The organism is Isoptericola sp. NPDC019571 (assembly GCF_044389385.1).
In the GTDB taxonomy this organism is placed as follows: Bacteria; Actinomycetota; Actinomycetes; order Actinomycetales; family Cellulomonadaceae; genus Isoptericola; species Isoptericola nanjingensis.
On the sequence record NZ_JBIRXZ010000001.1, the window covers coordinates 77,228 to 89,754 of the forward strand.

The 12,527-nt window shown below is 74.1% G+C and carries 11 protein-coding genes and 1 pseudogene; 4 read left to right on the top strand and 8 right to left on the bottom strand.

Going from position 1 to position 12,527, the window contains the following annotated elements; genetic code table 11:
• Positions 1-175: 175 nt before the first annotated feature.
• The 4 genes and pseudogenes from ACH443_RS00345 to ACH443_RS00360 all read right to left on the bottom strand — a co-directional run bounded on the left by ACH443_RS00345 (position 176) and on the right by ACH443_RS00360 (position 3,926).
• Positions 176-1,174 (bottom strand): hydroxyacid dehydrogenase, encoded by a 999-nt coding sequence (locus ACH443_RS00345; RefSeq protein ID WP_430589159.1) that lies wholly within the window; start codon positions 1,172-1,174, stop codon positions 176-178.
• A gap of 26 nt (positions 1,175-1,200) precedes the next feature.
• A complete protein-coding gene (locus tag ACH443_RS00350; RefSeq protein ID WP_430589446.1) occupies positions 1,201-1,536 on the bottom strand; it encodes a GH36 C-terminal domain-containing protein in 336 nt (111 codons plus the stop codon).
• Positions 1,537-1,602: 66 nt separating this feature from the next.
• Positions 1,603-3,446: pseudogene (locus ACH443_RS00355) on the bottom strand (alpha-galactosidase); the annotation flags it as partial.
• An 81-nt stretch (positions 3,447-3,527) separates the two neighbouring features.
• Positions 3,528-3,926 (bottom strand): RidA family protein, encoded by a 399-nt coding sequence (locus tag ACH443_RS00360; RefSeq protein ID WP_430589160.1) that lies wholly within the window; start codon positions 3,924-3,926, stop codon positions 3,528-3,530.
• 96 nt (positions 3,927-4,022) lie between these two features.
• Here ACH443_RS00360 and ACH443_RS00365 point away from each other — a divergent pair, with 96 nt between their 5' ends.
• The 4 genes from ACH443_RS00365 to ACH443_RS00380 all read left to right on the top strand — a co-directional run bounded on the left by ACH443_RS00365 (position 4,023) and on the right by ACH443_RS00380 (position 8,185).
• Entirely contained in the window at positions 4,023-4,289 is a 267-nt protein-coding gene (locus ACH443_RS00365; protein ID WP_429765594.1) for a DUF805 domain-containing protein, read from the top strand.
• 256 nt (positions 4,290-4,545) lie between these two features.
• Complete coding sequence (gene pdhA / locus ACH443_RS00370; RefSeq protein WP_429765785.1) at positions 4,546-5,703, top strand: pyruvate dehydrogenase (acetyl-transferring) E1 component subunit alpha; 1,158 nt, start codon at positions 4,546-4,548, stop codon at positions 5,701-5,703.
• The gene (locus tag ACH443_RS00375; RefSeq protein ID WP_429765596.1) at positions 5,700-6,713 is read left to right on the top strand and encodes an alpha-ketoacid dehydrogenase subunit beta; all 1,014 of its coding nucleotides are present in this window, start codon (positions 5,700-5,702) and stop codon (positions 6,711-6,713) included. The genes pdhA and ACH443_RS00375 overlap by 4 nt, the downstream gene beginning before the upstream one ends.
• A 20-nt stretch (positions 6,714-6,733) precedes the next feature.
• Complete coding sequence (locus tag ACH443_RS00380; RefSeq protein ID WP_430589161.1) at positions 6,734-8,185, top strand: dihydrolipoamide acetyltransferase family protein; 1,452 nt, start codon at positions 6,734-6,736, stop codon at positions 8,183-8,185.
• A gap of 87 nt (positions 8,186-8,272) precedes the next feature.
• Here ACH443_RS00380 and ACH443_RS00385 read toward each other — a convergent pair whose 3' ends face one another.
• The 4 genes from ACH443_RS00385 to hpaD are packed head-to-tail and all read right to left on the bottom strand — an operon-like array spanning position 8,273 to position 12,523.
• Entirely contained in the window at positions 8,273-9,754 is a 1,482-nt protein-coding gene (locus tag ACH443_RS00385) for an NAD-dependent succinate-semialdehyde dehydrogenase (protein ID WP_430589162.1), read from the bottom strand.
• The gene (locus ACH443_RS00390) at positions 9,751-10,578 is read right to left on the bottom strand and encodes an aldolase/citrate lyase family protein (RefSeq protein ID WP_430589163.1); all 828 of its coding nucleotides are present in this window, start codon (positions 10,576-10,578) and stop codon (positions 9,751-9,753) included. Before ACH443_RS00390 ends, ACH443_RS00385 begins: the two co-directional genes overlap by 4 nt.
• On the bottom strand, positions 10,563-11,372 hold the full coding sequence (gene hpaH, locus ACH443_RS00395; RefSeq protein ID WP_430556318.1) for a 2-oxo-hept-4-ene-1,7-dioate hydratase: 810 nt from the start codon (positions 11,370-11,372) through the stop codon (positions 10,563-10,565). The genes ACH443_RS00390 and hpaH overlap by 16 nt, the downstream gene beginning before the upstream one ends.
• Before the next feature lie 8 nt (positions 11,373-11,380).
• On the bottom strand, positions 11,381-12,523 hold the full coding sequence (gene hpaD / locus ACH443_RS00400) for a 3,4-dihydroxyphenylacetate 2,3-dioxygenase (protein WP_430589164.1): 1,143 nt from the start codon (positions 12,521-12,523) through the stop codon (positions 11,381-11,383).
• Positions 12,524-12,527 lie beyond the last annotated feature (4 nt).

The window sequence follows — 12,527 nt, forward strand, 5'->3', positions numbered from 1 at the left end:
GACACACTCTGGCCGATCTTGGCCGATCTGGTCAAACCCCTGCGGTCTCGGTGCGGTAACAACTTGTCGCGCCAGGAACATTTTCAAACACAACGTCACACGACAGTGAACATGCAAGAGGCCGCCGGGCCGACCTTCGTCGGACCCGCGGCCCCCGGGCGGGCGGATGCGGCCGTCAGGCGGTGAAGGGCAGCTGCTCGGGGCGCATCTCGTGCCGCAGTGGCTCGCCGACGACCCACCGTTCGACCTCGTCGGCGGCGGCGTGGCCCAGCCGCGCCTCCTCGGTGCCCAGCGACCCCGCGACGTGCGGCGTGAGGAAGACGTTGCCCAGGCCGAGCAGCGGGTGTCCCGCCGGCAGGGGCTCGGGGTCGGTGACGTCGAGCACGGCGAACAGGTCCTCGCGGTCGGCCAGCAGGCGCGCGAGCGCGTCGTGGTCCACCAGCCCGCCGCGCGCGGTGTTGATCAGCGTGGCCGACGGCGCGAGCAGGCCGAGCTCGGCGGCGCCGAGCATGCCGCGCGTGCCGTCGGTGAGCGGCGCGTGCACCGACACGACGTCGCTCGCGGCGAGCAGCTCGGGCAGGCCGACGAGCTCGACGCCCGCCCGGCGCGCGTCGTCGGTGTCGTAGTACGGGTCGTGCACCAGCACACGCACGTCCAGCGGGCGCAGGGCCTCGGCGGTGAGGCGCGCGATGAGCCCGAAACCGACCAGCCCGACCACGGCGCCGTCGAGGCCGCGGATGCCGTCGCGCCCCGGCATCGCGCGCTCCCGCGCGGCCGCCAGGCCCAGCCGCAGCGCGTTCTTCACGGCCAGGTGCACCATCGACACGGTGAAGTCCGCGACGGCGCGCGCGTTGGCGTGCGCCGCCGACGTGACGCGCACCCCGCGCGCCCACACCTCGGGGGTCACCAGGCCCCGCACCGAGCCGGCCGCGTGCGCCACGAGCTCCAGGCGCGGCAGGCGGTCGAGCGTCGCGGCGTCCAGCACCGGGGCGCCCCAGCCGGTGACGAGCACGCGCGCCGACGCGAGCGCCTCGTCGTCGGCGGCGCGGAGGTCGACGATCGGGCCGTGGGCGGCGAGCCGGTCGCGCACGGCGGCGGGCAGGACGGAGCCCGCCCACTCCTCGCCGACGGCGGTGAGGATCGTCGTGGGCGGGGCGGCAGGCGGCGTCGGCATGGTCTGACCTTAGCGGGGGAGTGCGGTCAGTCGACGGCCTCCACCCGCAGCACGAGCGACGTCTCGGGCGCCGACTCCGGCGTCTGGAGCCCGGCGACGGCGAGCGCACGGCCGGTCAGGACGGTGCCCTCCGGGCGCCTGAGCCACGGCGGGACCGACCAGCCGTCGTAGGCCTCGCCGCTCAGCGGCAGCGGGGTGACGCGGTAGCGGCGCGCGGGGTCCAGGCCGCGCAGGGTCAGGCGGCCGGGCGGCGCGGTGGCGGGTCGGGTCAGGGTCGCGACCTGGAACAGGGCGCGGGAGCGGTCGGTCGCGACGACGCCCCACACCTGCCGGCCGTCGTCCGCGGGGAGGTCCTGGCGCACCAGCGTGCCCGTGTGCAGCAGGCCGCGCTCCGCCTTGTACAGCTCGATCCAGCCGGCCAGGTGGGCGAGCTGCTCGGGCGTCGAGCGGGTGAGGTCCCACTCGATGCCGAAGTGGCCGAACAGGGCGGTCGCCGCGCGGAAGGCGAGGGAGTGCGCGCGGCGGGTCTGGTGGCTGACGTCCGCCGCGACGTGCGCGCCCAGGTACTCCAGCGGCAGCAGCTGCGCCGTCCACGGCTGCATCTGCTGGCGCTCCAGGGGGTCGGTCACGTCGGACACCCAGACGCGCTGGGTGTGCTCGGTGACGCCGAGGTCCACCCGGCCGCCGCCCGACGAGCACGACTCGATCTCCAGGCCCGGGTGCCGCCGCCGCAGCTCGGCCATGAGCGCGTAGGCGGCGAGCGTCTGGGCGTGCACGCCTGGCCGGAGCCCGGGTCGACGAGGTCGCGGTTGTGGTCCCACTTCACGTAGTCCACGCCGTGGGCGCCGATGATCGCGCTCATCCGCTCCAGCACGAAGGCGGCGGCGTCGGGGTTCGACAGGTCGAGCACGTGCTGGTGCCGCGACGGCACCGGCACCCGGCCGCCGGCGGTCAGCACCCAGTCGGGGTGGGCGCGCGCCAGGTCGGAGTCGAGGTTGACCATCTCGGGCTCGAACCACAGCCCGAACTGCATGCCGAGACCGTGCACGTGGTCCGCGATCGGGTCCAGGCCGTCGGGCCACACCTCCTCGTCGACGTACCAGTCGCCCAGGCCGCGGGTGTCGTCCCGGCGGCCGCGGAACCAGCCGTCGTCGAGCACGTACCGCTCGACGCCCAGCTCCGCCGCGGCGTCGGCCAGCGCGGTGAGCCTCGCGAGGTCGTGGTCGAAGTAGACCGCCTCCCACACGTTGAGGGTCACCGGGCGCGGGCTGCGCGGGTGCGCCGTGCGGCGGCGGAGCATCCGGTGCAGGCGCGCGGCCTGCGCGTCGAGGCCGTGGCCGTGCACGCCGTAGATCCACGGCGTCTCGTACTCCTCGCCCGCGCCGAGGGTCACCTCGCCGGCGAGCAGCAGCTCGCTGCCGCCCAGCACCTGGTCGCCCGTGGGCAGCCGCTCCGCCCAGTGCCGGTGGTTGCCCGACCAGCCCACGTGCAGGCCCCACACCTCTCCGTGGCCGAAGCCGAAGCCCGGGACGCCCGCGGTCAGCACGGTGGCGGCGTCGAAGCCCGTGCGGCCGCGGCGGCCCTCGCGCAGGTGCGTCCCCACCGTGAGGTCGTGCCGCTGCGGCACCCGCTCCTTGCCCCACCGGCCCGTGAGGTCGAGGACCTCCCGCGCCCGAGGCGGCACGGGCAGGACGACGGCGAGCTCGTGCAGCCGGTACAGGCGGCCGTCGTTGCGGAGGGCGGCTCGCGTCCGCAGCACGCCGTCGACGGTGAGCTCGACGTCGAGGACGAGCGTGAGCTCCACGACCGGGTCAGTCGCCTCGACGCGCAGCGCCCCGGCGCCGCCCTCGGTGAGGCCGGCGGCCAGGGTGCCGCCGCACAGCGTCGCCACGGTGGTCGTGAAGCGCGGCGACCAGGCGCCGCCGTCGCGCTCGCCCACGATGCCCGGGCGCCCGAGCCAGCCCGTGCGCGGCTCCGGCACGAGCGCGAGCCGGGTCGGCTCGTCGGGGCCGCTGCTCACGAGCGGGGCGGCCGCGGCCTCGACGACGGCGGCCGCATCGTCGGCGGTCAGCGGGCCGAGGTCGTCGCCCCAGTGCACGACGGCGGGCAGCTCGCCGCCGCGGGCGTCGACCAGCACACTGACGCCGTCCGCGCGCAGATGGACGAGGGTGTCGACGGCGGAGCCGTGGGCGGCGGTGTCGGCGGCGTCCGCGCGGCCGGTGGTGGCAGTCACGCCCTGAGCCTGCCATCCGCCGGCCACGAGATCGGTCATCCGGCACACGATCGGTCATCCATCGGACCGATCCCGTCGCGGATGACCGATCTCAGGCGGCCGGGCGGCGGCTCGTGCTCGTCAGCCCTCGGGGACGGTCGCGACGGCCTCGACCTCGACGAGCGCGCCGGGGCGGGCTGGCGCGACGGCGAGGACGGTGACGGCGGTGCGCGCGCGCCAGACGCGTCCGGAGGCGGCGTAGGCCTCGTTCGGGTCGACGGCGGGGTCGAGGTAGATCGTCAGCTTCGCGACGTGCTCCACGTCGGTGCCGGCCTCGGTCAGCACCGCGATCACGTTGCGCAGGGCAGCCTCGGTCTGCGGTCCCAGGCCGCCCTCGACGAGGGCGCCGTCGGGGCCGGTGCCGTTCTGCCCGCCCACGTAGAGCGTGCGGCCGGCGGGCAGGATCATCCCCCACGCGAACGCGGGGTTCTGGTGCAGCGAAGGCGGGTTGACCGGCGTCGGCGTCGACTGCGCGTTCATGGGCGGGTCCCTTCGTCGAGATGTGTCCTGAGCATCGCGCGCACCACCGACACGGCTCCGGTTGCGGTGCCGCCCAGCGGCGGAAGACTCCCCGCCATGGAGAACGTGGACTACGACCAGCTCGCCGACGACTACGGATGGTTGTTCGGCACGGCCGCGATCATCGTCTACCTGGCGGTGGCCGTCATCTTCCTGATCGCGTACATCCGGATCATCCAGAAGGCCGGCTACTCGGGCTGGTGGGTCCTGGTCGGGATCGTGCCGATCCTCAACGTGGTGATGTTCCTCGTGTTCGCCTTCTCGCGGTGGCCGGTGCTGCGCGAGCGGGACGCGCTGCGGGCGGGGCAGGGGTACCCGCGCTGACCTGCGCGGGCGCGGTCGACCGCCCGGCACGCTTGGAGGAATCCTCCAAAACGACCGGGGGGACATTGGCACCGCCGTCGGGGGGTCTGCCCCCTGGACGGCAACCTACGCTGGCGTAGGCTACGAAGGCGTAGGTTCCGGTGGCGCCGATCGGTGCGCCGGGACCTCCTCCGTGCCGGAGCAGCCCAGCCCCCGTTCAGGGGCCGTCAGCGAAGGAGACCGCGTGCCGCAGCACACCACCGGCGAGCCCGACAAGATGCCTGTCGACGTGCCCGCCGACGTCGCGCCTGCTGACGTCGACCCCCTGGTCCAGCTCGTCTCGCCCACCGGCGAGCGTGTCGTCGAACCCGACAACGCGACCTACCGCTCGCGTGTCGACCACCTCACCTCCGAGGACCTGCGCGCCCTGTACCGCGACATGGTGCTGACGCGACGGTTCGACGACGAGGCCACGGCCCTGCAGCGGCAGGGCGAGCTCGCGCTGTACGCGCAGGGCCGTGGCCAGGAGGCCGCCCAGGTCGGGTCGGCGTACGCCCTGTCGCCGCAGGACTACGTGTTCCCCTCCTACCGCGAGCACGGCGTGCTCCAGGCGCGCGGCGTCGACCCGGTCGACCGCCTCCGCCTGTACCGCGGCGAGGACCACGGCGGCTGGGACCCGAACGAGCACAACGTGCACCTGTACACGCTCGTCATCGGCTCCCACGTGCTGCACGCGACCGGTTACGCGATGGGCGTGCAGCGCGACGGCGCGGTCGGCACCGGCGACGCGGCGCGCGACGCCGCCGTCGTCACGTACTTCGGCGACGGCGCCACGAGCCAGGGCGACGTCAGCGAGGCGCTCGTCTTCGCGGCCGTGAACAACGCGCCCGTCGTGTTCTTCCTGCAGAACAACCAGTGGGCCATCTCGGAGCCGACGTCGCGCCAGTCGCGCGCCCCGCTCTACCAGCGCGGCGAGGGGTTCGGCATCCCCAGCGTGCGGGTGGACGGCAACGACGTCCTCGCCTGCTACGCCGTGACCGCGGAGGCGCTGGAGCGCGCCCGCTCCGGCGGCGGCCCCACCTTCGTCGAGGCGTACACGTACCGCATGGGCGCCCACACCACCTCCGACGACCCGAGCCGATACCGGGCCCGCGCCGAGGAGGACCACTGGGCCCGCCGCGACCCGATCGACCGCCTCGCCGCGCTCCTGCGCGCCGAGGGTGCATGGGACGACGGCTGGGCGGCCGGCATCGAGCGCGAGGCCGACGCCCTCGGTGAGCGGCTGCGCACCGAGGTGCGAGAGCTGGGCGCCCCGCCCGCGACGGCGATGTTCGAGCACGTGTACGCCACCGAGCACGCGCAGGTGCAGGCCGAGCGGGCGTGGTTCGAGCAGTACGAGAACGAGACGAACGAGACGACGGGGGCGGCCCGATGACCTCAGCAACCCCGCAGACCCTGACGTTCGCCCGGGCGATCACCGAGGGACTCCGCTCGGCGCTCGAGTCGGACGGCAAGGTGCTCGTCATGGGCGAGGACGTCGGCCGCAACGGCGGCGTCTTCCGTGTCACCGACGGGCTGCAGAAGGACTTCGGCGAGGACCGCGTGGTCGACACCCCGCTCGCGGAGTCCGGCATCGTCGGCACCGCGATCGGCATGGCGCTGCGCGGCTACCGGCCGGTGTGCGAGATCCAGTTCGACGGCTTCGTGTTCCCGGCCTACGACCAGATCACGACGCAGCTCGCGAAGATGCACTACCGCTCGCGCGGCCGCCTGCAGGTGCCCGTCGTCATCCGCATCCCCTACGGCGGCGGCATCGGCGCGGTGGAGCACCACTCGGAGAGCCCGGAGGCGCTGTTCGCGCACACGCCGGGCCTGCGCGTCGTCTCGCCGTCCACCCCGCAGGACGCGTACGACATGATCCGCGCCGCCGTGGCGTCGCCGGACCCGGTGCTGTTCTTCGAGCCGAAGGGCCGCTACTGGTCCAAGGGCGAGGTCACGACCAGCCCCTACCCGACGGTGGCCGCCGCCGGCGGCGCCGACGTGCTCAACCGGGCGCGCGTCGCCCGCCAGGGCACCGACGTCACACTCGTCGCCTACGGGCCGACGGTCGCGACGGCGCTCAAGGCGGCCGACACGCTGGCCGCCGAGGGCACCAGCGCCGAGGTGGTCGACCTGCGCGCCATCTCGCCGCTCGACGTGACCGCCGTCGCGGAGTCGGTGAAGCGGACCGGGCGCTGCGTCGTCGTGCACGAGGCGCCGACGTTCCTCGGCTCCGGCGCCGAGGTCGCGGCCCGCGTCAGCGAGGAGTGCTTCTACTCCCTCGAGGCCCCCGTCCTGCGGGTGGGCGGCTTCCACGCGCCGTACCCCGTCGCGAAGCTGGAGCACGAGTACCTGCCGAGCGTCGACCGCGTCGTGGACGCCGTCGACCGCGTGCTGGCCCACTGAGAGCGGACCTGAGGAGAACGATGACGACCCAGCGCTTCCCGCTGCCGGACGTGGGCGAGGGCCTCACCGAGGCCGAGATCGTCGAGTGGAAGGTCGCCGTCGGCGACACCGTCGCCGTCAACCAGGTGTTCGTGGAGATCGAGAGCGCCAAGTCGCTCGTCGAGCTGCCGTCGCCGTGGGCGGGCACCGTCACGGCGCTGCTCGCCGAGGAGGGCACGACCGTCGACGTCGGCACGGCGATCATCGAGATCACCACCGACGCCCCCGCCGGAGCGCCGTCGGGCGGGTCGTCGGACGCGCCTGCCGCGGCCGCCGAGGAGACGTCGGGCGAGGGCTCGGGCTCCGTGCTGGTCGGGTACGGCACCGGCGACGGCGCGGGCGGTGGCCGACGACGGCGGCGCGCTGCCGCCCCGGCCGCCGAGGTCGAGGCGAAGCGCCCGACGTCGATGTCCGGGACGTCGACCTCGGGCGCTCCCCTCGACGTCGACGCACCGGCCCCCGCCCCGGCCGCCCCAGCGATCGAGAAGCCGATGGCGAGCGTGCCGGCGGCGCCCGGCGCGCAGAGCACCCGCGTGCTCGCCAAGCCGCCGGTGCGCAAGCTGGCGAAGGACCTCGGCGTCGACCTCGCGTCGGTGCACCCCACGGGACCGGGCGGGATCGTCACGCGGGAGGACGTCGTCGCGCACCACGAGGGTGCCGCCCCGAAGTCCCTCGCCACCTACCCCGACGACGACAGGCCGTGGCTCGCCTCCGGCACGGTCAGCCAGGACGGCCGCCAGACGCGCGTGCCGGTGAAGTCGGTGCGCAAGCGCACGGCCGAGGCGATGGTGGCCAGCGCGTTCACGGCGCCGCACGTCACGGTCTTCCAGACGATCGACGTCACGAAGACGATGAAGCTCGTCGCGCGCCTGAAGGAGGACCGCGACTTCGCGGACGTGCGCGTCACGCCGCTGCTCGTCGCCGCCAAGGCGATGCTGCTGGCGGTCAACCGGCACCCGCAGATCAACGCGAGCTGGGACGAGGGCGCGCAGGAGATCGTCTACAAGCACTACGTGAACCTGGGGATCGCGGCGGCGACGCCGCGCGGCCTCGTCGTGCCGAACATCAAGGACGCGCACACCCTCGACCTGCTCGGCCTGGCGAAGGCGATCGCGACCCTCACGTCCACCGCGCGCGCGGGCCGCACGCAGCCCGCGGACATGGCGGACGGCTCGATCACCATCACCAACGTCGGCATCTTCGGCACCGACACGGGCACGCCGATCCTCAACCCTGGTGAGGCGGGCATCCTCGCGTTCGGCGCCATCCGCAAGCAGCCGTGGGTGCACAAGGGCAAGATCAAGGCGCGGTGGGTCACGCAGCTCGCGCTGTCCGTCGACCACCGCCTGGTCGACGGCGAGCTCGCCGCCCGCTACCTGGCCGACGTCGCGAAGGTGCTGGAGGACCCGGCGCGGGGGCTCGTCTGGGGCTGAGCACCGCAAGGTAGTACGCAGAATGCCGAGGTAGTACGGGAATCCGCGAGGTAGTACTACCTCGCGGATTCCCGTACTACCTCGCGCTCAGAGCGGCATGCCGACGTACTGCGTCTCCTGGTACTCGGCGATGCCCTCGAACCCGCCCTCGCGGCCGGTGCCGGACTGCTTCATCCCGCCGAACGGCGCGGCCGCGTTGGAGATGACGCCGGCGTTGAGGCCCAGCAGCCCGAACTCGAGGCGCTCGGCGAACGCGAGCCCGCGGCGCACGTCGGACGTGAACACGTACGACGCCAGCCCGTACTCGGTGGAGTTCGCGAGCTCCGCGGCCTCGTCCTCGGTGCGGAACGTCGCGACCGGGGCCACGGGGCCGAAGATCTCCTCCGTCATGCAGCGGGCGTCGGCGGGGACGTCGCGCAGCAGGGTGGGCTGGAAGAAGTGGCCCGGCCCGTCGACGCGGGAGCCGCCGACGACGACCTGCGCGCCGCGCGCGACGGCGTCGTCCACGAGGGCCGCGACCGAGTCCACGGCCTTGGCCTCGACGAGCGGGCCCAGCGTGGTGCCGTCGTCCAGGCCGTTCCCGACGACGACGGCGCGGAAGCGGTCGGCGAGCCGGGAGACGAACTCGTCGGCGACGGACTCGTGCACGTAGAACCGGTTGGCGGCGGTGCAGGCCTCGCCGCCGTTGCGCAGCTTGGCGGCCATCGCGCCGTCGACGGCGGCGTCCAGGTCGGCGTCCTCGAAGACGACGAGCGGGGCGTTGCCGCCCAGCTCCATCGACGTCCGCAGCACGGTGCCGGCGGCGGCGCGCAGCAGGTTCTGACCGACCGGCGTGGAGCCGGTGAACGACACCTTGCGCAGCCGCGGGTCCGCCATCAGCGGCTCGCTGACCGACGACGCGGACGCCGACGGCACCACGTTGAGCACGCCGTCCGGCAGACCGGCCTCGACCATGAGCTGCGCGAACAGCAGCGACGTCAGCGGCGTCAGGCGGGCCGGCTTGAGCACCATGGTGCAGCCGGCGGCGACGGCGGGTGCCACCTTGCGGGTGGCCATCGCGAGCGGGAAGTTCCAGGGCGTGATGAGCAGGCACGGGCCCACGGGGCGGCGCTGCACCAGCATCCGCAGCGTGTTCTCCGGGGTGTGCGCGTACCGGCTGTCGTCGTGCGTGGCCTGCTCGGCGAACCAGCGCAGGAACTCGCCGCCGTACGTCACCTCGCCGCGCGCCTCCGCGAGCGGCTTGCCCATCTCGAGCGTCATGAGCAGCGCCAGGTCCTCGCGGCGCTCCTGCACGAGGGCGAACCCGCGCCGCAGGATCTCGGCCCGCACGCGGGCGGGGGTCGCGCCCCACGAGGCCTGCGCGCCCGCGGCGGCGTCCAGGGCGGCGCGGGCGTCGTCGCTCGTCGCGGACGCGACGTGCGTCAGCGTCTCGCCCGTGGCCGGGTTCTCGACGGCGAACGACCCGCCGTCGGACGCGTCGCGCCACGCCCCGCCGATCAGGAGGCCGGTCGGGGCCTCCACGCTGGTCGAGCCGGCCGGGATCGTCGTCATCGGGCTGGTCGTCGTCATCGGGTTCCACCGTCCTTGGTGTGCGCGGTCGTGGTGCGGGAGGCGACGCGCGCGGCGAGCTGCTCGGAGCCGCGCGCGATCAGGGTGACGTCGGCGCCGACGACGACGTAGGCCGCCCCGGCGTCGAGGTAGCGGTCGGCCATGGCCGGGTCGAAGGCGTTGACGCCGACGGGCGTGCCCGCCACGCGGCACGCGGCGATCGCGCGGAGCACGGCGTCCACGACCTCGGGGTGGTCCTGCTGCCCGAGGTGGCCGAGCGACGCGGCGAGGTCCGCGGGGCCGATCAGGACGGCGCCGACGCCGTCCGTGCCGGCGATGGCCGCGGCGTCGTCGATCGCGGCGCGGGTCTCGAGCTGGACGACGAGCGTGATGCCGTCGTCCGCCCCGCCGAGGTAGCCGGGCACGCGGGCCCACCGCGACGAGCGGGCGAGCGCGCTGCCGACACCGCGCACCCCGGCCGGCGGGTACCGGACGGCGCGCACCGCGGCCTCCGCCTCGGCGGCGGAGTCGACCATGGGCACCAGGACGTTCGTGGCGCCGAGGTCGAGCACCCGCTTGAGGCCCACCGGGTCGCCGGACGGCACGCGCACGAGCGTCGCGACCGGGTACGCGGCGGTGGCCTGGAGCTGCGCGAGCACGGTCGTGAGGTCGTTCGGCCCGTGCTCGCCGTCGACCAGCACGACGTCCAGCCCGCTGCCGGCGAGGAGCTCCGCCGCCACGGGGCTGCCCATCGACGACCAGGCACCGACGAGGGGACGCCCCTCGTCCCCGGCCTCGGCGAGCATCGCGGCGAGCGAGCGGTCGGTGGTCAGACGAAGCGGCATGTCACGGCCCCCAGGGTTCCGTAGTCGGCGTGCACGGTGTCGCCGGGGTGCACCCACGTGGGGCGGGTGAACGACCCGGCCAGGACGGTCTCGCCGGCGGCGAGCGAGTCGCCGTGCGCCGCCAGCTTGTTCGCGAGCCAGGCGACGCCGGCGGCCGGGTGCCCCAGCACGCCCGCGGCGACGCCCGTCTCCTCGATGGTCTCGTTGCGGTACAGCAGGGCGGACACCCAGCGCAGGTCGACGTCGTCGACCCGCACGGGCCGCCCGCCCACCACCATGGCACCCATCGCGGCGTTGTCGCTGATGGTGTCGACGATGGTCCGGCCCGGCATCTCGACGCGGGCGTCGAGGATCTCCAGCGCGGGCACGACGCGGTCGGTGGCGCGCAGCACGTCGGTCACGGTGATCCCGGGGCCCTCGAGCGGCGACGCGAGCACGAACGCGAGCTCCACCTCGACGCGCACGTTCGAGTACCGGGCGTGCTCCACGACGCTGCCGGACTCCAGCACCATGTCGTCGAAGATGACGCCGTAGTCCGGCTCGGTGATGCCGGTCGCGGCCTGCATGGCCTTCGACGTCAGGCCGATCTTGTGCCCGACGACGCGGCGGCCGCGCGCCTCGCCGCGCTCGCGCCAGGTGCGCTGCACGGCGTACGCGTCGGCCACCGTCATGCCCTCGTGCCGCGCGGTGAGCAGCGGCACGGGGGTGCGGGTGCGGTCCGCCTCCGCGAGCTCGTCGGCGACGGCGACGACGGCGTCGTCGTCGAGGGTGCGCTCGCCGTCGCCCCCCGTCACAGCCCCCGTCACAGCGTGGCCCCCAGCTTGAAACCCTGCTCCGTGTCCCCCTTGCGGGTGTAGGAGAACCCGTCGGCGCCGACGGTCACCTCCATCTCGGAGTCGTCGGTGCGCGCGACGACGGGCTGCGGGGTGCCGTCGAGGTCCAGCACGAGGGACGCCTCGGTGTACCAGCTCGGCACGACGGGGTTGCCCCACCAGTCGCGGCGCTGGTTGTCGTGCACGTCCCACGTGACGACCGGGTTGTCCGGGTCGCCGGTGTAGTAGTCCTGCGTGTAGATCTCGACGCGGTGCCCGTCGGGGTCGCGCAGGTACAGGTAGAAGGCGTTCGAGACGCCGTGCCGGCCCGGGCCGCGCTCGATGGCGTCGGAGCGGCGCAGCGCCCCGAGCTTGTCGCAGATGGCGAGGATGTTGTGCTTCTCGTGCGTCGCGAACGCCACGTGGTGCATGCGCGGGCCGTCGCCGCCGGTCATGGCGGTGTCGTGCACGGTCGGCTTGCGGCGCATCCACGCGGCGTAGACGGTGCCCTCGTCGTCCTGGATGTCCTCGGTGACGCGGAAGCCCAGGTCCTGCATGAACTTCACGGCCCGCGGCACGTCCGGGGTCACCTGGTTGAAGTGGTCCAGACGCACGAGCTCGCCGGGGGTGTGCAGGTCGTAGCGCCACGACAGCCGCTCGACGTGCTCGGTCTGGAAGAAGAACTCGTACGGGAAGCCGAGCGGGTCGAGGACGCGCACCGACTCCCCGATGCCCTTCGTGAAGCCGCCCGGCTCGCGGCGCACCTCGCAGCCGAGCTCGGCGTAGAAGGCGACGGCCTTGTCGAGGTCCTCCGGCGTGCGCACGCGGTAGGAGAACGCGGCGACGGCGGCGACCTCGCCCTGGCGCAGCACCAGGTTGTGGTGGATGAACTCCTCGGTGGAGCGCAGGTAGATGCTCTGCTCGTCCTCCTCCGTGACGTACAGGCCCAGCACGTCGACGTAGAACTCGCGCGACGCGGCGAGGTCGGTGACGACGAGCTCCATGTACGCGCAGCGCAGGATGTCGGGCGCGGGGCTCGCCGGCGTCGGGGTCGGGTTGTCGCAGGTGATCGGCGCCTCCTGGCTCACGTAGAAGCCCGAGGAGGTGAGGGTGCGGTCGTTCAGGTGCGTCATGGCA

Bases quoted from the DNA above. Each gene is read 5' to 3' on its own strand.
- ACH443_RS00345 (WP_430589159.1), bottom strand. From the start codon at position 1,174: ATGCCGACGCCGCCTGCCGCCCCGCCCACGACGATCCTCACCGCCGTC.
- ACH443_RS00360 (WP_430589160.1), bottom strand. From the start codon at position 3,926: ATGAACGCGCAGTCGACGCCGACGCCGGTCAACCCGCCTTCGCTGCAC.
- ACH443_RS00365 (WP_429765594.1), top strand. From the start codon at position 4,023: ATGGAGAACGTGGACTACGACCAGCTCGCCGACGACTACGGATGGTTG.
- pdhA (WP_429765785.1), top strand. From the start codon at position 4,546: ATGCCTGTCGACGTGCCCGCCGACGTCGCGCCTGCTGACGTCGACCCC.
- ACH443_RS00375 (WP_429765596.1), top strand. From the start codon at position 5,700: ATGACCTCAGCAACCCCGCAGACCCTGACGTTCGCCCGGGCGATCACC.
- ACH443_RS00380 (WP_430589161.1), top strand. From the start codon at position 6,734: ATGACGACCCAGCGCTTCCCGCTGCCGGACGTGGGCGAGGGCCTCACC.
- ACH443_RS00385 (WP_430589162.1), bottom strand. From the start codon at position 9,754: ATGACGACGACCAGCCCGATGACGACGATCCCGGCCGGCTCGACCAGC.
- ACH443_RS00390 (WP_430589163.1), bottom strand. From the start codon at position 10,578: ATGCCGCTTCGTCTGACCACCGACCGCTCGCTCGCCGCGATGCTCGCC.
- hpaD (WP_430589164.1), bottom strand. From the start codon at position 12,523: ATGACGCACCTGAACGACCGCACCCTCACCTCCTCGGGCTTCTACGTG.